Origin of the sequence: Streptomyces sp. NPDC052052, from assembly GCF_040680455.1 — a bacterium.
Lineage (GTDB): Bacteria > Actinomycetota > Actinomycetes > Streptomycetales > Streptomycetaceae > Streptomyces.
On the sequence record NZ_JBFAWU010000023.1, the window covers coordinates 93047 to 112917 of the forward strand.

The window sequence follows — 19871 nt, forward strand, 5'->3', positions numbered from 1 at the left end:
AGACCAGGAGACCGGACCTTCATGGCGATCCGCGTGATGCTCGTCGACGACCAGGCGCTGCTGCGCACCGGCTTCCGGATGGTGCTTGCCGCCCAGCCGGACATGGAGGTCGTGGCCGAGGCCGGAGACGGCGCCGAAGCGATCGAGATCCTGCGCTCCACCGCCGTCGACGTGGTGCTGATGGATGTCCGGATGCCGCGGATGGACGGTGTGGAGGCGACCCGTCACATCTGTACGCAGCCCGACGCGCCCAAGGTGCTCATCCTGACCACGTTCGACCTCGACGAGTACGCCTTCTCCGGGCTGCGGGCCGGGGCCGGCGGCTTCCTGCTCAAGGACGTGCCGCCGGCCGAACTGCTCGCCGCCATCCGCTCCGTGCACAGCGGTGACGCCGTCGTCGCCCCCTCCACCACGCGTCGCCTGCTCGACCGTTTCTCGTCGATGCTGCCGAGCGCCCGGAGCGAACCGCGGCACGAGAGCTTCGGCAGGCTCACCGAGCGCGAACGCGAAGTGATGCTGCTGGTGGCGCAGGGGCTGTCGAACGGCGAGATCGCGGGCCGCCTCGTGCTCTCCGAGGCGACTGTGAAGACGCACGTGGGCCGCATCCTCACCAAGCTGGGCCTGCGCGACCGGGTGCAGGTCGTCGTTCTCGCGTACGAGACGGGGCTGGTCAGGGCCGGCGGGGGCCCGGCGGGCCGGCCCTTCGGCCCCTGATCAGGGCAGGCGCGCCACGAAGTCCGCCACCGCCGCCCGGACATCCGCCGCCGTCCACTCCAGTCCGTCCCGGCCCACCGTGACCTCGGTGAACGCCACCCCGCCCGGCCCGGTATCGCACGGCCGCCAGGTGCGGAAGAGCACCACGCCCGTCTCCTCCGCCTGCCGTACCGAGGCCTCCGTCAGGACATCCGCCTCGTACGGCAGCCACACCTGGAACTGGTGGGTGTGCGGCGGCTCCGGATGGACCCGGGACCAGCCGACGCCGGCCGCCGGGAGAGCCTCGGCCAGCACCCCGGCCACCATCCGCGCCTGCGCCACGTACGAAGGCAGCAGCGGCAGCTCCTGGTCCAGGCCGATCAGCGCGGAGAGCGCCGCCGGGAACTGCTGGGCCAGCTGCCCGCCGTACCGGTGGCGCCAGGTGCGGGCCTCCGCGATCAGCGACTCGGAACCGGCCAGCGCGGCCCCGGAGATTCCGCCGAGGGACTTGTAGAACGACACGTACACGCTGTCCGCGAGCGCCGCGATCTCCGGCAGCTCCCGCCCGAAATGCGAGGAGCATTCCCACAGCCGCGCGCCGTCGAAGTGCACCACCGCCTCGCGTTCCCGCGCCGCCGCCACCACGGCCTCCAGCTCCTCCCACGTCGGCAGGACGAAACCGGCGTCGCGCAACGGCAGTTCCAGCATCAGGGTGCCGAACGGTTCGGCGAAGTCGCGGATCTCCTGGGCCGTGGGCAGCCGGGGCGCGGACGTCGGATGGACGGTGCGCAGCCCGCTCACCGCTCCCAGCGCACCGCGCTCGTGCACCTCGGGATGGGCCTGGGGGTGCAGCGCCACCGTGGAATTGCCGGTCCGCCCGGCCCAGCACCGCAGCGCGACCTGCTGTGCCATCGTCCCGGTCGGGAAGAACGCGGCGGCCTCCGTGCCCAGGAGGTCCGCGATCCGTTCCTCCAGGTCGGTGACGACGCCGTCGCCGTACATGTCCACAGGGCGGTCGAGAGCGGTGACCGAACCGGCCTCCGTCGCGAGAGCGGTGAGCCGGTCACCGAGCGAGAGGTCCATGGGCGGCCTGGCCAGTGCCCGTCCGGCCGCGCGCCAGGCGGTCCGCCTGCGCAGACGCTGTGCGGCCTCCTGTGCACCCTCCTGCTCCTGCGCGTCCAGCGGCTCCTGCGTCCCGGCGTCGCCTGCCGCCCCGCCCTGCCCCTGCTCAGCCGTTCCTGCCGTGTCAGTCATGGGACGATCATCATGCAAACACCCTGCGGAGCCCAGCTCAGGCCCGAAATCCACCGGACCGCCCGGGGCGCGGAGCGTGCGCCGCCCGGACTTTTCCCACAGGCTGTGGACAGCCGGAGGGCAGGGCGAAACGCTGGCGTAGCATGCAGAGAAATCGTCCGGTACCCCCCGCGGACTGGAACGGAAGGCCATCGCCAGGTGAATGCAACAGTCCCCAAGGAGCCCCTCGACGCGAGGGATCGCCCCGCCCGCCTCACGGTCGGCGTCGTGGGCGCGGGCCGGGTCGGCCCCGCGCTCGCCGCATCGCTGCAACTCGCCGGGCACCGTCCGGTCGCCGTGTCGGGCGTCTCCGACGCGTCCGTACGCAGGGCGGCCGCGCTGCTTCCCGACGTCCCTCTGGTGCCGCCCGCCGAGGTCCTCGCCCGCGCCGAGCTGGTGCTGCTGACCGTTCCCGACGACGCCCTGCCCGGCCTGGTCGAGGGGCTGGCCCGGACCGGCGCGGTGCGGCCCGGCCAGCTGATCGTCCACACCTCGGGGCGGTACGGGACGAAGGTGCTCGACCCGGCTCTGCGGGCCGGCGCCCTGCCGCTCGCCCTGCACCCGGCGATGACGTTCACCGGGACCCCCGTCGACGTCCAGCGGCTGGCCGGCTGCTCCTTCGGCGTGACCGCGCCCGAGGAGCTGCGGCTCGCCGCCGAGGCGCTGGTCATCGAGATGGGCGGCGAGCCCGAGTGGATCGCGGAGGAGTCCCGCCCGCTCTATCACGCGGCGCTCGCCCTCGGTGCGAACCACCTGGTCACCCTGGTCGCCCAGTCGATGGAGCTGTTGCGGTCGGCCGGGGTCGCCGCCCCCGACCGGATGCTCGGCCCTCTGCTCGGTGCCGCGCTCGACAACGCCCTGCGCTCCGGCGACGCCGCTCTGACCGGCCCGGTGGCCCGCGGCGACGCCGGCACGGTCGCCGCGCACATCGATGAGCTGCACCGACACGCTCCGCAGGCCGTGGCCGGCTACGTCGCCATGGCCCGCGCCACCGCCGACCGCGCGCTCGCCCACGGCATGCTCAAGCCGGAGCTGGCCGAGGACCTGCTCGGCGTCCTGGCCGACGGCGTCGGCACCGCGGGCGGCCCCGGACCCCAGGAGTCCTGATGACCGACACGAACGGCAGGTCCGGCGTCACCCCCACGCCCGGCACGCCCCGCCCCCGCACCGCCCCCGCCCTGCTGCGGACGGCCGCCGAGCTCACCGCGTTCGCCCCCCGCACGGGGCAGCGGGCCGTCGTCATGACCATGGGCGCCCTGCACGAGGGCCACGCCACGCTCATCCGTACCGCACGCGAGGCCGCGGGCCCGGACGGCCAGGTCGTCGTCACGGTCTTCGTCAACCCGCTGCAGTTCGGCGAGGCCGCCGACCTGGAGCGCTACCCCCGCACCCTCGAAGCCGATCTCGCCGTGGCCGGTGCCGCCGGGGCCGACGTGGTCTTCGCACCCTCCGTCGACGAGGTGTACCCCGGCGGCGAACCACAGGTCCGGATCACGGCGGGCCCGATGGGCGAGCGGCTCGAAGGCGCCTTCCGTCCCGGGCACTTCGACGGAATGCTCACCGTCGTCGCCAAACTTCTCCACCTCACTCGCCCCGACCTCGCGTTCTACGGCCAGAAGGACGCCCAGCAGTTGGCGCTGATCCGCCGCATGGTGCGGGATCTGAACTTCCCCGTGGAGATCGTCGGGGTGGATACGGTCCGCGAACCGGACGGCCTCGCGCTCTCCAGCCGCAACCGCTTCCTGGACGCCGAGGAACGGCACACCGCCCTCGCCCTGTCCCGGGCCCTGTTCGCCGCGCGGGACCGGCTCGCCGCCCAGCAGGCGCTGCACGCCCGCGCGCGGACCACCGCGGCGGCGACCACCGGCAGGGCGGCCGCGCTCACCGCGCTCGGCGAGACCCGTGCCGCCGCCGACACCCAGGCGGTCGCGCTGGCCCGTCCCGTGGACGGACCCGCGGCGGTGCGCGCCGCGGCGCAGCTGATCCTCGACGACGCGGCCGCCGAACAGCCGCCGCTCGCCCTGGACTACCTCGCGCTCGTGGACCCGGCCGACTTCACCGAGATCCCCGACGACCGCACCAGCGGCGACGCGATCCTCGCCGTCGCCGCGAAGGTCGGCAGGACCCGCCTCATCGACAACATCCCGCTGACCTTCGGAGCCTCTGCGTGACCGGAATACGGCTGACCGCCCCCGCCCCCGGCTGGTCCATCGACGCCGACGTCGTGGTGGTCGGCTCCGGCGTGGCCGGTCTCACCACCGCGCTGCGCTGCGCGGCCGCGGGCCTCGCGACCGTCGTCGTCACCAAGGCCCGTCTCGACGACGGCTCCACCCGCTGGGCTCAGGGCGGCATCGCGGCCGCGCTCGGCGAGGGCGACACCCCTCAGCAGCATCTGGACGACACCCTGGTCGCGGGCGTGGGCCTGTGCGACGAGGCCGCGGTACGCACCCTGGTCACCGAGGGCCCCGGCGCGGTACGCCGGCTGATCGGGACCGGCGCCCACTTCGACACCACGGCCGACGGTGGTATCGCGCTGACCCGCGAGGGCGGCCACCACCGCAGCCGCATCGCCCACGCGGGCGGCGACGCGACGGGAGCCGAGATCTCCCGCACCCTGGTCGAGGCGGTCCGCGAGGCCGCCCTGCACACCATCGAGAACGCCCTGGTCCTGGACCTCCTCACCGATGCCGACGGCCGTGCGGCGGGCGTCACCCTGCACGTCATGGGCGAGGGCCGGCACGACGGCGTCGGCGCGGTCCGCGCCCCGGCGGTGGTCCTCGCCACCGGCGGCATGGGCCAGGTCTTCTCCGCCACCACCAACCCGGCGGTGTCCACCGGCGACGGCGTGGCCCTGGCGCTGCGGGCCGGTGCGGAGGTCTCCGACCTCGAATTCGTCCAGTTCCACCCGACGGTCCTCTTCCTCGGAGCCGGTTCCGAGGGCCAGCAGCCCCTGGTGTCGGAGGCGGTACGCGGCGAGGGCGCCCATCTCGTCGACGCGTCCGGCACGCGCTTCATGGTGGGGCAGCACGAGCTGGCGGAACTGGCCCCGCGCGACATCGTCGCCAAGGCCATCACCCGCCGGATGGAGCTGAACGGTACCGACCACATGTATCTCGACGCCCGCCACTTCGGCGCCGAGATGTGGGAACAGCGCTTCCCCACCATCCTGGCCGCCTGCCGCGCCCACGGCATCGACCCGGTCACCGAACCCGTACCGGTCGCCCCCGCCGCGCACTACGCCTCCGGCGGCATCCGCACCGACCTGCGGGGACGTACGACCGTGCCCGGTCTGTACGCCTGCGGCGAGGTCGCCTGCACCGGTGTGCACGGGGCCAACCGGCTGGCGTCCAACTCCCTCCTGGAGGGCCTCGTCTTCGCCGAGCGCATCGCGGCGGACATCGTCGAGGACCGTCCCGCCGCAGGGGCCGCGACCGCGGACCCCCTCCCCACCCCCCTGCCGCTGCTCGACCCCGAGGCGCGCGGCACGATCCAGCGGATCATGACCCGTGGCGCCGGGGTCCTCCGCTCCGCCGAGAGCCTGGCCGCCGCAGCCGACGAGCTGGAGGCCCTGCACCGGAGCGCCGCCGAGACCGCCGAGGCCGCCGACCCCGAGGCCGTCGTGCCCGGCGTCGAGGCGTGGGAGGTCACCAACCTGCTGCTCGTCTCGCGCGTCCTGGTCGCCGCCGCCCGCACCCGCGAGGAGACCCGCGGCTGCCACTGGCGCGAGGACCGGCCCGAGCGCGACGACGAGAACTGGCGCCGCCACCTCGTCGTCCGGCTCACCCCGGAGCGTCAACTGGTCCTCCGTCGGACGGAGACCTCGGCATTCGGGCCCGTAGCACCCGAGCAGGCACCAGACTGCGCAGCAGCACCCCTGAATCACCCCGCCGACGTCACCGAGGAGCCGTAACCGTGAGCACGCCCGAAGAGAATCCGCGCCCCACACCCGTGGACGTACCGCTGATCCAGATCGGCGCGCCCGCACCGTCCGAGGGCGGCTGCGGGGACGGCTGCGGCTGCGGCGGGGACGAGTTCTACGAGACCGGTCCGCTGGAGTGCGGCCTCGACCCCGACCTCGCCCAGCTCCTCGCCGAGGCCGGCCTGGACCCGGTCCAGGTCGAGGACGTCGCGCACGTCGCCATCGAGGAGGACCTGGACGGCGGTGTCGACGTCACCACCGTCGCGACCGTCCCCGAGGACGCCGTGGCCATCGGCGACTTCACCGCCCGTGAGGCGGGCGTCGTAGCCGGACTGCGGGTTGCCGAGGCCGTGCTGTCCATCGTCTGCACGGACGAGTTCGAGGTCGAGCGCCATGTCGAGGACGGCGACCGCGTCGCCCCCGGCCAGAAGCTGCTGACCGTCACCACCCGCACCCGCGACCTGCTCACCGGCGAGCGCAGCGCACTCAACCTGCTCTGCAGGCTCTCCGGCATCGCGACCGCCACCCGCGCCTGGGCCGATGTGCTCGAAGGCACGAAGGCCAAGGTCCGCGACACCCGCAAGACCACCCCGGGCCTGCGCGCCATGGAGAAGTACGCGGTGCGCTGCGGCGGCGGCGTCAACCACCGCATGTCGCTGGCCGACGCGGCGCTGGTCAAGGACAACCACGTCGTCGCGGCGGGTGGTGTGGCCGAGGCGTTCAAGCGGGTACGGGACGCGTTCCCGGACGTCCCGGTCGAGGTCGAGGTCGACACCCTTCAGCAGGTCCGCGAGGTGCTCGAGGCGGGCGCCGACCTGATCCTGCTCGACAACTTCACCCCGCTCCAGACGGCCGAGGCGGTCGCCCTGGTCGGCGGCCGCGCGACTCTGGAGTCCTCCGGCCGGCTCACCCTCGACACCGCACGCGCCTACGCGGAAGCGGGCGTCGATTACCTGGCCGTGGGCGCGCTCACGCACTCCTCGCCGATTCTCGACATCGGCCTGGACTTCCGCGACACCGACGGGGCCGACGTCTGATGCTGCTCACCATCGACGTCGGCAACACCCACACCGTCCTCGGCCTGTTCGACGGCGAGGAGATCGTCGAGCACTGGCGGATCTCCACCGACGCCCGCCGTACCGCCGACGAGCTCGCGGTGCTGCTCCAGGGCCTGATGGGCATGCACCCGCTGCTCGGCGAGGAGCTGGGCGACGGCATCGAGGGCATCGCGATCTGTTCCACGGTCCCGGCCGTCCTGCACGAGCTGCGCGAGGTGACCCGCCGCTACTACGGCGATGTCCCCGCGGTCCTCGTCGAGCCGGGCATCAAGACCGGGGTGCCGATCCTGATGGACAACCCGAAGGAGGTCGGCACGGACCGCATCATCAACGCGGTCGCCGCCGTCGACCTGTACGGCGGTCCGGCGATCGTCGTCGACTTCGGTACGGCCACCACCTTCGACGCGGTCTCCGCCCGCGGCGAGTACTCCGGCGGTGTCATCGCCCCCGGCATCGAGATCTCGGTCGACGCACTGGGCGTCAAGGGTGCTCAGCTCCGCAAGATCGAGCTGGCCCGGCCGCGCAGCGTGATCGGCAAGAACACTGTCGAGGCGATGCAGGCCGGCATCATCTATGGCTTCGCGGGTCAGGTCGACGGCGTCGTCACACGGATGAAGCGGGAGCTGGCGGCCGATCCCGACGACGTCACCGTCATCGCGACGGGCGGCCTTGCGCCTATGGTGCTGGGCGAGTCCTCCGTCATCGACGAGCACGAGCCCTGGCTCACCCTCATCGGTCTGCGTCTGGTGTACGAGCGGAACGTGTCCCGGTTGTAGGGACGCCGTCGTGCGGAGTGAAGGGACAGGGGCCCACCTGCGGGAACGGTTCGGCGGAACGGGGGTCGCCGCCGCGCCGCCGACTGCCAGCTAAGCCGATTTTGTCCCTTTAGCACGTATTGTCGCGCCATGCCCACGCCTTACGGATCACGCGGCGGTATGGCGTTCAGCGCGGACGAGCTGCGTGTGCTCCGACGCGCCCTCGCCATCGCCCTCCACCCTGCCCCCCTGCCCGACGAGGACGTCCAGGACTGCCTGCGGCTGGCAGGCGCCGTGGACGAGGCGGTGAGCGAGGCGGGACGGCTGCGCGCGTTCCTCCTCGCCGACCTCGTCCGCTACCGCGACGCCCTCCCCGGCTCCGTCGGCGGTTACCTGGAGCTGCTCCAGGACGCGCTGGCGGGCGGATACGACCCCTGCCCCGAGGACCTGGCCGCGCTGCGCGCCCTGCGCAGCAGACCGGTGGCCGCGTCCCTGCTGGAACGCTGTCAGGTGCTCGCGGAGCGGTCGGTACGGGCCCGTCTCGCCGGACGTGCCACCCCGACGGCGGCACCCGCACCCCGCAGCAGGCTCCTTGCTCTTCCGGGTGGCCGGGCCGCCGACACCGACCCCGAACGGCCGAAGGCCCCGGCGGCACCGCCCAAGCCGGCGCAGCCGTCCGAGCGCCCGGCGGCACCGAAGCCCTCGGAGGTCTTCCCGCCGCGTCGTCCGGTGCCGCCGCCGCAGCAGCGGGCCGCGGGGTAGCCGCGCCGAACGCGGAGGGGGCGCGTGGAAGCCCGTACCGGCCTCGCTACTCTGGATGCCATGGACTACGTAGCCGCGCTCCTGCCTCCCGTGGTGATGGCCGCCTTCTTCATCGGCCTCGTCGTGACGATCGTCAAGAGCCAGGGCGGTCCCAACAAGGCCAAGGAGGACGCGGCCGTGGACATGGCGCTCGCCGGCGCCGAGCCGGTCCAGCAGACGCCGCGTTCCGACCGCGCCTGACCTCTGCGGACCCCGCGACATACCTCTGCGGACCCCGCGACATACCTCTGCGGACCCCGCGACATACCTCTGCGGACCCCGCGACATACAAAGGGGCGCACGACTTGTGAGGAGTCGTGCGCCCCTTTTGCGTGCATAGCAGGGCATATCGGATATTTGGCACTAAAGTGACACCGTGCCTCGCCCCTTGGGAGATCTGGAAGACGCCGTGATGACGCGGGTCTGGCAATGGAACCGCCCGGTCACGGTGCGGGAAGTTCTTGAGGACCTTCAGCAGGAACGCTCCATCGCCTACACCACCGTCATGACGGTAATGGACAATCTCCATCAGAAGGGCTGGTTGCGCAGGGAAGTCGATGGCCGCGCATATCGATATACGGCGGTCTCCACCCGCGCCGCATACTCGGCCGCACTGATGAACGAAGCCTGGTCGCACAGCGACAACCCCGCCGCGGCTCTCGTGGCGTTCTTCGGCATGATGTCCGCCGAGCAGCGTGAGGCCCTCCAGGACGCGATGCGGATCGTTCGGCCCGATCTCCAGGGCGCTCCCCGCCCCCCGTCCGGTGAAGCGCCGGATGGAGCAGTGGATGAAGGGGCCGATGAACCGGCCGATGAACCAGCTGATGAACCGCTCCGAGAAGCGGCCGAAGATCCGGCCGATGGCGCGGGACCGGAGACCGGGCGATAGCGTCTGGGTATGTCCTCAGAGCTTCCGCATACTGACTTCCGTACCGAACCGTCGGTTAAAAACGTAGCCATCACCGTCCGCCGTGCCAGGACCACCGATGTGGCATCGGTCCGCCACCTCCTCGACGGGTACGTGCGTGAAGGCATCCTCCTCGACAAAGCAACCGTGACGCTTTACGAGGACATCCAGGAGTTCTGGATCGCGGAACGCGACGAGGACGCCCGGGTCATCGGCTGCGGCGCACTGCACGTGATGTGGGAAGACCTCGCTGAAGTGCGTACTCTCGCGGTCGATCACAGCATCAGGGGCACCGGGGTGGGGCACCAGGTACTGGACAAGTTGTTGCAGACCGCCCGTTGGCTGGGTGTGCGTCGGGTTTTCTGTCTCACCTTCGAAGTCGACTTCTTCGCGAAGCACGGCTTCGTGGAGATCGGAGAGACTCCGGTCGACGGAGATGTCTACAGTGAGCTGCTGCGTTCCTATGACGAGGGTGTAGCGGAGTTCCTGGGTCTCGAACGGGTGAAGCCGAACACCTTGGGCAACAGCCGGATGCTTCTGCACCTGTGACCGTCACAAGAAGCCGGTGTAGCCCTATGTCCGAATCGCGCATGTTTCCCGTGTTCTCGGGATCCTGAACCTCTCCCAGGGGTTTGTGTTTTCCGGCGAAAAGCGGTTTCCTTTCCGCGTACTGCATTTTCGATGAAAGGAAATCCGGTGGCACAGAAGGTTCAGGTCCTTCTTGTCGATGACCTCGACGGTGGCGAGGCTGACGAGACAGTCACGTTCGCGCTGGATGGCAAGACGTACGAGATTGACCTCACCACGAGCAACGCGGACAAGCTCCGTGGTCTTCTTGAGCCGTACACCAAGGGTGGCAGGCGTACCGGTGGCCGTGCTGCGGGCGGTCGCGGTAAGGGCCGTGCCGTTGCCGGCGGCAACAAGGACACTGCGGAGATCCGTAAGTGGGCGCGCGAGAACGGCCACAATGTGAATGACCGCGGCCGTGTTCCCGCGGAGATCCGTGAGGCTTACGAGAAGGCCAACGGCTGAGCTGTCGACTCATCGGTCGACCGCCCCGTTCGGGCACGCGTCAACCGGTCCCGGTGGCATTCCGTCGCCACCGCGTCCACGAGCCGTGCGAGATCGGGAGTACCCCCACCCCTGCTCCCGAGGCCGACGAGGGCCGGGAGATCCGGTTCTCCCTCGCGCCGCAGCCCGGGGGGCCGCAACCACACAGCGGCCCCCGACCGGCCCGCCGCCCGTCCGGGTGGTGCCGGAGCAGTGATCCGGCCGCCCGCGCCGATGGCGGTCAGCGAGAGGGTGACCCCGCCCCACTCCAGCCAGTCGAGCAGTCCGGGCAGCTCGTCGGCGCTTCCCGCCGCCACCAGCAACTGCATCCGCGCTTCCGTCAGCGCCACGGGTCCGGTGCGGCCGACCCGTCGCAGCGCCGTACGTCCGGCGGCCGCAGGCACTTCCAGGACGTCGAACCGCAGCCCGGTCAGCAGCCGCACCGGCGCGGTGCCCTCGGTCGCCCAGCCGAGTTCGTGCTCGTACCAGTGCGACCACGGTGCGCTCCCGGTGCGGCTCTCCCGCCCCTCGGGGCGCGAGGGCAGAGGGCGCGGGACGGTGGTGGTCATGTCAGAAGAACGGCCGAACCACTCCCATGGTTACGCAAAGTCGTTGCACGAATGCGTGGTGTGTCCGAAATGGGGGTGTGGAGGGGTGCGCCGGAGCGCGAAGATGTTCGCCCGTAGCGGAGGGAACGGACGTGCGCCGCATGGACCGTCTCTCATTGCGGGTAAGACATCCCTAGTGGGGAGGGGCGGCACGCAGGCCCGGGCGTCTCACGTTCGCCATCGGCGTACTGGCGAAAGGGGTATCTGCCTGGCCTGCGGGAACATCGTCTCGCACCATCGGGTTGGAGCAGATGTCGGCGTTCGGGGCAGGAGGCCAAGAACGGTGTCGGCAGTCGGAATGAGCGGTCCCCGCTTGCGGGACTAAGCTGCGGAAGGACAGGGAGGGGACCGACCCCTTACTGCCTGACCGCTCTGAGGAGCGATTAACGATGTTCGAGAGGTTCACCGACCGCGCGCGGCGGGTTGTCGTCCTGGCTCAGGAAGAAGCCCGGATGCTCAACCACAACTACATCGGCACCGAGCACATCCTCCTGGGCCTTATCCACGAGGGTGAGGGTGTCGCCGCTAAGGCCCTGGAGAGCCTCGGGATTTCGCTCGAGGCGGTCCGCCAGCAGGTGGAGGAGATCATCGGCCAGGGCCAGCAGGCCCCGTCCGGCCACATCCCCTTCACGCCCCGGGCCAAGAAGGTCCTGGAGCTGTCGCTCCGTGAGGCCCTCCAGCTCGGCCACAACTACATCGGCACCGAGCACATCCTGCTCGGCCTGATCCGTGAGGGCGAGGGCGTCGCGGCCCAGGTCCTCGTGAAGCTGGGAGCCGACCTGAACCGGGTGCGGCAGCAGGTCATCCAGCTGCTCTCCGGGTACTCGGGCGGCAAGGAGGCGGCAACCGCGGGCGGCCCCGCGGAAGGCACGCCCTCCACGTCCCTGGTGCTCGACCAGTTCGGCCGGAATCTCACCCAGGCGGCTCGTGAGTCCAAGCTCGACCCGGTCATCGGGCGCGGCAAGGAGATCGAGCGGGTCATGCAGGTGCTGTCCCGCCGTACCAAGAACAACCCGGTTCTCATCGGCGAGCCCGGCGTCGGCAAGACGGCGGTCGTCGAGGGTCTGGCGCAGGCCATCGTCAAGGGCGAGGTGCCCGAGACCCTCAAGGACAAGCACCTCTACACCCTCGACCTCGGTGCGCTGGTCGCCGGCTCCCGCTACCGCGGTGACTTCGAGGAGCGCCTGAAGAAGGTCCTCAAGGAGATCCGCACCCGCGGCGACATCATCCTGTTCATCGACGAGCTCCACACCCTGGTCGGTGCGGGTGCCGCCGAGGGCGCGATCGACGCCGCCAGCATCCTCAAGCCCATGCTGGCCCGCGGTGAGCTGCAGACCATCGGTGCCACGACGCTCGACGAGTACCGCAAGCACCTGGAGAAGGACGCCGCTCTCGAGCGCCGCTTCCAGCCCATCCAGGTCGCGGAGCCGTCGCTGCCGCACACCATCGAGATCCTCAAGGGTCTGCGCGACCGCTACGAGGCCCACCACCGCGTCTCCATCACGGACGAGGCGCTGGTCCAGGCCGCGACGCTGGCCGACCGGTACATCTCGGACCGCTTCCTGCCGGACAAGGCGATCGACCTGATCGACGAGGCCGGTTCCCGGATGCGTATCCGCCGGATGACCGCGCCGCCGGACCTCCGCGAGTTCGACGAGAAGATCGCGGCCGTCCGCCGCGACAAGGAGTCCGCGATCGACTCGCAGGACTTCGAGAAGGCCGCTTCCCTGCGCGACAAGGAGAAGCAGCTTCTCGCCGCGAAGACCAAGCGCGAGAAGGAGTGGAAGGCCGGCGACATGGACGTCGTGGCCGAGGTCGACGGCGAGCTGATCGCCGAGGTCCTGGCCACCGCCACCGGCATCCCGGTCTTCAAGCTGACGGAGGAGGAGTCCTCCCGGCTGCTGCGCATGGAGGACGAGCTCCACAAGCGTGTCATCGGCCAGAAGGACGCGATCAAGGCCCTCTCGCAGGCGATCCGTCGTACGCGAGCCGGTCTGAAGGACCCGAAGCGCCCCGGTGGCTCGTTCATCTTCGCCGGTCCGTCCGGTGTCGGTAAGACGGAGCTCTCCAAGACGCTCGCCGAGTTCCTCTTCGGTGACGAGGACGCGCTGATCGCCCTCGACATGTCGGAGTTCAGCGAGAAGCACACGGTCTCCCGTCTCTTCGGCTCTCCCCCTGGTTACGTGGGCTACGAGGAGGGCGGCCAGCTCACCGAGAAGGTGCGCCGCAAGCCGTTCTCCGTCGTCCTCTTCGACGAGGTCGAGAAGGCCCACCCCGACATCTTCAACTCCCTGCTCCAGATCCTGGAGGACGGTCGTCTGACCGACTCCCAGGGACGGGTCGTGGACTTCAAGAACACGGTCATCATCATGACGACCAACCTCGGGACCCGGGACATCTCCAAGGGCTTCAACCTGGGCTTCGCCGCCCAGGGTGACGTCAAGACCGGCTACGAGCGGATGAAGAACAAGGTCAACGAAGAGCTCAAGCAGCACTTCCGCCCCGAGTTCCTCAACCGTGTCGACGACACGGTCGTCTTCCACCAGCTCACCGAGGAAGACATCATCCAGATCGTCGACCTCATGCTGGCCAAGGTCGACGAGCGCCTGAAGGACCGCGACATGGGTATCGAGCTGAGCTCGGAAGCCAAGTCGCTCCTGGCGAAGAAGGGCTACGACCCGGTGATGGGCGCCCGGCCGCTGCGCCGGACGATCCAGCGCGAGATCGAGGACATCCTCTCCGAGAAGATCCTCTTCGGTGAGCTGCGCCCCGGTCACATCGTGGTCGTCGGCACCGAGGGCGAGGGTGAGGAGAAGACGTTCACCTTCCGCGGTGAGGAGAAGTCGGCGCTGCCCGACGTCCCGCCGATCGAGCAGGCGGCAGGTGGCGCGGGCCCGAACATGTCGAAGGACGTGTAAGGACGCCTCCGAGCGCCTGAGCATCAGAAGGGGCTGCCCCGGAACCGTTGCGAAACGGTCCGGGGCAGCCCCTTCTGTGCTGCCGTGTGCCGCCTGTGCTGCCGTGTGCCGCCCGGAAGGCTGTTCCCCCGCCGCCCCCCCGCCGTCCGGCCAGTGGGCCTTGCCCTCGTACAGGGCCGTGTCCCGAGGGCGCTCAGGAGGGCGCTCAGGGCGGCGCGCCTGTGCGAGTACGGGCAGCCGGGAGAGCCGTCAGGTGACAGGTCCAGGACCCCGGATCTGACCGTCTCCGGCCCCGTCGGCGGTGACAAGGCACACAGCCCTTCCGAGGCCTACTAGGGGCATTAGGAGAGGGTTCGGCGACGGCGGCAAGGACCTTCGCCCCAGCACGGCGGAGGACTTTTGACCGCCAGGGGAAAGATGTCGCGGTGGCTAGGTTTAGTCCGCTTCCATTGGTTTTGAGCTGGGGCTAAACCTGTCCGAAAAATAGAGTCCCGAGGCGTGCGGGAGTGTGCCGACACCACTCTTTTCCGGCGTATTCCCCGGGCTGCTTCTACGGCTTTTGTTCGTAGACAGGGTGTTTGAGCATTTCGAGGAGTGCGGGTTACCAAGGAACGGCCAGCCCGGTGGGAGCGCCGGGCCCAGTCATCTCCGGAGGTTCTCCGCTTATGTCGAAGCGCGCTTCGTTCCAGCACTCCCGTCGCCCGTCCCTGTCCCGTGTCCGTGGCGCCGTGGTGGCAGCCGGCCTGGGGGCGTCGATGGTCCTCGGTGTGGGCGCTGCGTTCGCGGCCGCGGGCGCCCCCGGCAGCGTGAGCCTGATCAGCTCCGGCGCCGCCGAGTCGGTCGCCCAGCAGGCGGCCGCGCAGAGCAAGGCGGCCAAGACCGCCAAGGCCGCCAAGGCGAAGGCCAAGGCGGAACGTGTGGCCGCGAAGAAGGCCGCCGCGAAGAAGGCCGCCGGCTGGCGGACTCCGGTGAGCCGCTACGAGCTGAGCGCGAGCTTCGGCAACGATGGCGCCCGCTGGTCCCACAAGCACTCCGGTCAGGACTTCGCCGTGCCGGTCGGCACCAAGGTCGAGGCCGCGCACGGCGGCACCGTCGTGAAGGCCGGTCCGAACGGCGGCGGCGACGGCCCCGCGTACGGCAAGGCCGTCGTGATCAGCCACGGCAATGGCACGTACTCGCAGTACGCCCACCTGTCGCAGATCCATGTGCACATCGGCCAGACCGTGAAGGCGGGCCAGAAGATCGCCCTCTCCGGCAACACGGGCAACTCCAGCGGCCCGCACCTGCACTTCGAGATCCGCAACACCCCGCACTACGGTTCCGCGGTCAACCCGGTCTCGTTCCTGCACAAGAAGGGCGTCCTGGTCTGACCGACCCGGACGGATCCCGCTATTCGGCGGATTCCGGGCCGTGTGTCCGGGTGATCAGGTCGAAGGCGACTTCGAGGGTGGCCCCGCGCTTCTCCTCGGGGTCGCCTTCGATGTCCTTGAGGGCGAACATGCCCGCGTGAATCGAGAAGAGCGCGGTGAAACAGCGCACCTGGTCGGTCAGTGAGGCGTCGGGTTCGTTGATCAGGTCGATCAGGCCGAGGGCGCGGTCCTTCATGGTCTTTCCGATGCTGAGGTCCCGCACGGTCGCCTGGTTCTCCTGCATGAAGCGGAAGAGCGGGGCGGCGGCAGCCAGTGCCGCGCTGTAGCGGCGCAGGATCTCCTTCTTCGTCTCCAGGGTGCGGGGCTGGTTCCTGCCCCACTCGATCAGCTCCTCGATCGGCCGGCTGAGGTCGTCGAAGATGCTGACCAGGATGTCTTCCTTGGTCTTGAAGTGGTAATACAGCGCGGCCTTGGTGACATCCAGCCGTTCGGAGATCTCGCGCAGCGAGGTCTTCTCGTAGCCCTGCTCGGCGAAGAGTTCCAGGGCCACGTCCTGAATGCGCTGGCGTGTGTTGCCCCGGCGCGGCTGCGGTGTGCTGCCCATGGCGCTCTCCCTCTAACTTGCTTGACGCCCGGCTAGTTACGGGGCTACGTTCCCCAGTGTAGTCAACTAGCCGGACGGCAAGTAGGTGCGCCGGGTCCGTGCAGGGGATCAGGGGGAGTGGGAACCATGCCGGACCTGAAGAAGGCAGCGGGCGAAGAGGCGGACGACCGGTCTGCCGGGACGGCCGGGAAGCGGCAGCGCGGCGTCCGGGTGGTGATGCTGGCCCTGATGATCACGATGCTGCTCGCCATGCTGGACAACCTGATCGTCGGCACCGCCATGCCGACGATCGTCGGTGATCTCGGCGGTCTGGAACACCTGTCGTGGGTCGTCACCGCGTACACCCTGGCCACCGCGGCCTCCACCCCTGTCTGGGGCAAGCTCGGTGATCTGTACGGGCGCAAGGGCATCTTCCTCACGTCCATCGTGCTCTTCCTGGTGGGCTCGGTGCTGAGCGGAATGGCCCAGGACATGGGCCAGCTGATCGGCTTCCGCGCGGTCCAGGGACTCGGGGCGGGCGGTCTGATCGTCGGTGTCATGGCGATCATCGGAGACCTGGTGCCGCCCCGTGAGCGCGGCAAGTACCAGGGGATGATGGCCGGGGTGATGGCAGTCGCCATGATCGGCGGGCCGCTGGTCGGCGGCACCCTCACCGATCACCTCGGCTGGCGCTGGAACTTCTACATCAACCTGCCGTTGGGTGCGGTCGCGCTCGCCATGGTCACCGCCGTGCTGCACCTGCCTGAGCGGAAGGGCACCAGGACGAGGGTCGACTATCCCGGCGCGGCTCTGCTGACCCTCGGGATCACCGCGATCGTGCTGGTCACTACCTGGGGCGGTTCGGAGTACGACTGGAACTCCGCCGTGATCATGGAGCTCGTGGCGATCGGTGCCGCCTCGCTCGTCGGCTTCCTCTTCGTCGAGACCAAGGCAGTGGAGCCGATCATTCCGCTCCACCTCTTCCGCAACCGCAACTTCACCCTGATATCGCTCGTCGGTTTCATGACGGGCTTTGTGCTGTTCGGCGCCGTGCTGTTCCTGCCGCTGTATCAGCAGTCCGTCCAGGGTGCGTCGGCGACCAACTCGGGCCTTCTCCTCCTGCCGATGCTGCTGTCGATGATGGTCGTCTCGGTGGTCGCGGGACGGGTCACGACCAGCACCGGAAAGTACAAGATCTTCCCCGTGACGGGCTCGGTCCTGATGGTGGCCGGTCTTTTTCTGCTCTCGCGGATGGACACCGGCACGACGCGGTTCACCTCGGGCCTCAACATGGCGGTACTCGGCGCGGGCATGGGCTTCCTGATGCAGATCACGATGCTCGTCGCGCAGAACAGCGTGGAGATGAAGGACATGGGGGTCGCCTCCTCCACCACCACCCTCTTCCGTACGCTCGGCAGCTCCTTCGGCGTCGCGATCATGGGCACGCTGTTCACCGGGAGAGTGCGGGACGAGATGGCGGCCCGTGGCGGTGGGGAAGTGACGGCGAGATCCGCGCAACTGGATGCGGGGAGCCTGGCGAAGCTTCCGGAGGCCGTGCGCGAGGCGTACCGGTTCGCGGTGTCGTCCGGTACCCACATCGCATTCGCGGTGGCCGCCTCGGCCGGACTGATCGCCGTGCTCGCTTCGCTGTTCGTCAAGGAGGTGCCGCTGCGCGGAGCGGGCCCGGGGAGCGCGTCCTCGGACGCGGCAGCCGGCGCCGGGCAGCCCGAGGCGGTCTGATCCCTTCGCACGCGCTCTGCGCGCGGTGGACGAGCCGTTCACGGTCAGGCTCCCGCGCATGCCCGCAGGAGCCTGTTCCCGGTCCGGTTCAGCCGCCGGACCGCCTCCGGCCGGACTCCGCGTGCTTCCCGTCGTCGGCCGGCGGGCGCTGTCCGACCAGGCGCGGGACCGGGAAGCTGCCGGTGTCCGTCGGCGCGTGCTCCGGCAGCCACAGCACGGCGATCGCCCCGCCCGTGTCCTTCTCCGCCCCCTCCGGCGCCGCGTTGCGGAGGGTCAGCCGGGCCCCGAGGACCCTTGCCTGACCGGCCGCGATCGTCAGCCCCAGACCATGTCCGCGCCCGGCCCGGTCGCTGCTTCCGGTACGGAACCGGCTCGGGCCCTCGCGCAGCAGCGCCGCCGGGAACCCGGGACCGTGATCGCGGATCCGTACCACCCGGCCCTCGACCGTGACCTCCACCGGAGTGGTGCCGTGCTTGGCGGCGTTCCCCAGCAGATTGCCGAGGATCCGTTCCAGCCGACGCGGATCGGTGCTGACCCAGGACTCGTGGACGACCCGCACCCGCACGTCCGGGTCCAGCAGAGCGATGCGCCGGGCGGTGAACTCGCCCAGTGCGATCTCCTGGAGCTCACACCGCTCCGACGCGCTGTCCAGCCGGGCCACCTCCAGCACGTCCTCGACCAGGGTGCGCAGCGCCTGCGCCCGGTCCCGTACGAGTTCGGTGGGGCGGCCCGGCGGCAGCAGTTCGGCCGCCGTCAGCAGGCCCGTCACCGGAGTGCGCAGCTCGTGCGCGATGTCCGCGGTGACCCGGCGCTCCGCCTCGATCCGTTCGTTCAGCGCGTCCGTCAGCGCGTCCACCGCGCCGGCCAGCTCATCCGTCTCGTCCTGGACGACACCGCCGACCGCTTCCCTGACCCGGACGTCCGTCCGGCCCTGCGCGACCCGGCCCGCCGCGGCCGCCGCCTTGCGCAGCCGGCGCGACAGCTGCCCGCCGATCAGCACGCCCAGGGCGCAGCCGCCGAACACCACCGAGACCGAGCCGATGACCAGCGCCCGGTCGAGATCGTCCATGATCGTGGCGCTGCGGTCCGCGAAGCGGGTGTGCAGCGAAAGCACATTGCCGTTGCCGACCGGAACGGCCGCCCACACGTCGGGTACCCCGTCCCCGGAGTCCTCGACATGCGTGGCGCGCCGGTTCTTGTTGGTCTGGGCACGCAGGCTGCGGGGCATCGCGGGGTCGTTGAGCCTGGCGCCGAACCGGGGGTCGGCCTTCTGCGTCTTCTTCGCCTCGTACAGCAGCTGCGCGTACTTCAGCCGCTCCAGCTGGACCTCGCGGGCGTTCTCCATCATCGAGGCCCGGGCGGCGTTGTGGACGACGAAGCTCAGCGCCACCGCGGTCAGGGCACCGACCGCCGCGATCGCGATACTGATCTTCCAGCGGACACTCGTCCGCAGGGCCGGCCGCTTCATGGCCTGAGTTTGTAGCCGAAGCCGCGGACGGTCTCGATCCGGTCCTGGCCGATCTTGGTGCGCAGCCGCTGCACATGGACGTCCACGACCCGGGTGTCACCGCCCCAGCCGCAGTCCCAGACCCGCTCCAGGAGCTTGTCGCGGGAGAGCACCGTGCCGGGCGCGGCGGAGAACTCCAGCAGGAGCCGCATCTCGGTCGGGGTCAGGGCCACGTGGCGGCCGTCCCTGCGGGCTTCCATGCCGTCGGTGTCGACCTCCAGGTCACCGAAGACCAGCACCCCTCCGACGGGCTGCGCCGCCGGTTCCCCGCTTCCCGGCCGCCCGCCCGAGGCATGGCCGAAGCGACGCAGCACGGCGCGGATCCGGGCAACCAGGACCGCCCCGTCGAAGGGCTTGGTGACATAGTCGTCGGCGCCGGCCTCCAGGCCGAGCACCACGTCGATCGCGTCGGCCCGGGCCGACAGCATGATCACCGGGACCGTCGACTCGTCGCGGATGCGACGGCACAGGCTGACCCCGTCGAGTCCCGGCACCATCACATCGAGCAGGGCGATGTCGGGGCGGTCGGAACGGAAGGCTTCGAGGCCCGACAGTCCGTCGGGCATGGCGGTGACCGCGAAGCCGTCGCGCTCCAGCGCCAGCTGGGTGGCCTCGCGGATGACGTCGTCGTCCTCGACGAACAGGACATGGGTCTCGGCCATCGGTCTG

19 protein-coding genes are annotated in these 19871 nt (G+C 70.3%); 14 read left to right on the top strand and 5 right to left on the bottom strand.

The features are described from left to right. The first annotated feature begins 21 nt into the window (after positions 1 to 21). On the top strand, positions 22 to 714 hold the full coding sequence (locus AB0L71_RS25510) for a response regulator transcription factor (protein WP_365247127.1): 693 nt from the start codon (positions 22 to 24) through the stop codon (positions 712 to 714). Here the strand turns inward: AB0L71_RS25510 and AB0L71_RS25515 are convergent, their stop codons facing one another. Beyond that, positions 715 to 1947 (bottom strand): beta-eliminating lyase-related protein, encoded by a 1233-nt coding sequence (locus AB0L71_RS25515; protein WP_365247129.1) that lies wholly within the window; start codon positions 1945 to 1947, stop codon positions 715 to 717. A 198-nt stretch (positions 1948 to 2145) separates the two neighbouring features. On the opposite strand from AB0L71_RS25515, the gene AB0L71_RS25520 reads away from it, so the two are divergent. The 10 genes from AB0L71_RS25520 (at position 2146) to AB0L71_RS25565 (ending at position 10458) form a co-directional block, all read left to right on the top strand. Continuing rightward, positions 2146 to 3093: a DUF2520 domain-containing protein gene (locus AB0L71_RS25520; RefSeq protein WP_365247131.1), complete on the top strand. Its 948-nt coding sequence runs from the start codon at positions 2146 to 2148 to the stop codon at positions 3091 to 3093. Further along, positions 3093 to 4157 (top strand): pantoate--beta-alanine ligase, encoded by a 1065-nt coding sequence (gene panC, locus AB0L71_RS25525; RefSeq protein ID WP_365247133.1) that lies wholly within the window; start codon positions 3093 to 3095, stop codon positions 4155 to 4157. The genes AB0L71_RS25520 and panC overlap by 1 nt, the downstream gene beginning before the upstream one ends. After that, positions 4154 to 5896, top strand: coding sequence for an L-aspartate oxidase (locus AB0L71_RS25530; protein WP_365247135.1), 1743 nt, complete (start codon positions 4154 to 4156; stop codon positions 5894 to 5896). The genes panC and AB0L71_RS25530 overlap by 4 nt, the downstream gene beginning before the upstream one ends. Before the next feature lie 2 nt (positions 5897 to 5898). Next, the gene (gene nadC / locus AB0L71_RS25535; protein WP_365247137.1) at positions 5899 to 6942 is read left to right on the top strand and encodes a carboxylating nicotinate-nucleotide diphosphorylase; all 1044 of its coding nucleotides are present in this window, start codon (positions 5899 to 5901) and stop codon (positions 6940 to 6942) included. Next, positions 6942 to 7739 carry a type III pantothenate kinase gene (locus AB0L71_RS25540; protein ID WP_365247139.1) on the top strand — a complete coding sequence of 266 codons (798 nt, stop codon included), beginning with the start codon at positions 6942 to 6944 and terminating at the stop codon, positions 7737 to 7739. The genes nadC and AB0L71_RS25540 overlap by 1 nt, the downstream gene beginning before the upstream one ends. 159 nt (positions 7740 to 7898) lie before the next feature. Beyond that, positions 7899 to 8480: a hypothetical protein gene (locus AB0L71_RS25545; RefSeq protein ID WP_365247207.1), complete on the top strand. Its 582-nt coding sequence runs from the start codon at positions 7899 to 7901 to the stop codon at positions 8478 to 8480. Between the two features lie 60 nt (positions 8481 to 8540). Next, on the top strand, positions 8541 to 8720 hold the full coding sequence (locus AB0L71_RS25550) for a hypothetical protein (RefSeq protein WP_365247141.1): 180 nt from the start codon (positions 8541 to 8543) through the stop codon (positions 8718 to 8720). A gap of 175 nt (positions 8721 to 8895) precedes the next feature. Continuing rightward, complete coding sequence (locus AB0L71_RS25555; RefSeq protein WP_365247143.1) at positions 8896 to 9408, top strand: BlaI/MecI/CopY family transcriptional regulator; 513 nt, start codon at positions 8896 to 8898, stop codon at positions 9406 to 9408. 9 nt (positions 9409 to 9417) lie between these two features. After that, on the top strand, positions 9418 to 9975 hold the full coding sequence (locus AB0L71_RS25560; protein ID WP_365247145.1) for an amino-acid N-acetyltransferase: 558 nt from the start codon (positions 9418 to 9420) through the stop codon (positions 9973 to 9975). Positions 9976 to 10122: 147 nt separating this feature from the next. Beyond that, entirely contained in the window at positions 10123 to 10458 is a 336-nt protein-coding gene (locus AB0L71_RS25565) for an Lsr2 family protein (protein WP_365247147.1), read from the top strand. Here AB0L71_RS25565 and AB0L71_RS25570 read toward each other — a convergent pair. Next, positions 10437 to 11045, bottom strand: a complete 609-nt coding sequence (locus AB0L71_RS25570; protein ID WP_365247149.1) for an SCO3374 family protein — start codon at positions 11043 to 11045, stop codon at positions 10437 to 10439. The genes AB0L71_RS25565 and AB0L71_RS25570 overlap by 22 nt on opposite strands. 428 nt (positions 11046 to 11473) lie before the next feature. On the opposite strand from AB0L71_RS25570, the gene AB0L71_RS25575 reads away from it, so the two are divergent. Together AB0L71_RS25575 and AB0L71_RS25580 are read left to right on the top strand one after the other, a co-directional pair. Continuing rightward, the gene (locus AB0L71_RS25575) at positions 11474 to 14002 is read left to right on the top strand and encodes an ATP-dependent Clp protease ATP-binding subunit (RefSeq protein ID WP_365247151.1); all 2529 of its coding nucleotides are present in this window, start codon (positions 11474 to 11476) and stop codon (positions 14000 to 14002) included. Between the two features lie 665 nt (positions 14003 to 14667). Continuing rightward, positions 14668 to 15372 carry a M23 family metallopeptidase gene (locus AB0L71_RS25580; RefSeq protein ID WP_365247153.1) on the top strand — a complete coding sequence of 235 codons (705 nt, stop codon included), beginning with the start codon at positions 14668 to 14670 and terminating at the stop codon, positions 15370 to 15372. 19 nt (positions 15373 to 15391) lie between these two features. Here the strand turns inward: AB0L71_RS25580 and AB0L71_RS25585 are convergent, their stop codons facing one another. Next, positions 15392 to 15976, bottom strand: coding sequence for a TetR/AcrR family transcriptional regulator (locus AB0L71_RS25585; protein WP_365247155.1), 585 nt, complete (start codon positions 15974 to 15976; stop codon positions 15392 to 15394). A 126-nt stretch (positions 15977 to 16102) separates the two neighbouring features. On the opposite strand from AB0L71_RS25585, the gene AB0L71_RS25590 reads away from it, so the two are divergent. Continuing rightward, positions 16103 to 17695 (top strand): MDR family MFS transporter, encoded by a 1593-nt coding sequence (locus AB0L71_RS25590; RefSeq protein WP_365247157.1) that lies wholly within the window; start codon positions 16103 to 16105, stop codon positions 17693 to 17695. An 88-nt stretch (positions 17696 to 17783) separates the two neighbouring features. Here the strand turns inward: AB0L71_RS25590 and cseC are convergent, their stop codons facing one another. Both cseC and cseB read right to left on the bottom strand, forming a co-directional pair. Next, entirely contained in the window at positions 17784 to 19163 is a 1380-nt protein-coding gene (gene cseC / locus AB0L71_RS25595) for a two-component system sensor histidine kinase CseC (RefSeq protein WP_365247159.1), read from the bottom strand. Next, entirely contained in the window at positions 19160 to 19864 is a 705-nt protein-coding gene (gene cseB / locus AB0L71_RS25600) for a two-component system response regulator CseB (RefSeq protein ID WP_365247161.1), read from the bottom strand. Before cseB ends, cseC begins: the two co-directional genes overlap by 4 nt. Positions 19865 to 19871 lie beyond the last annotated feature (7 nt).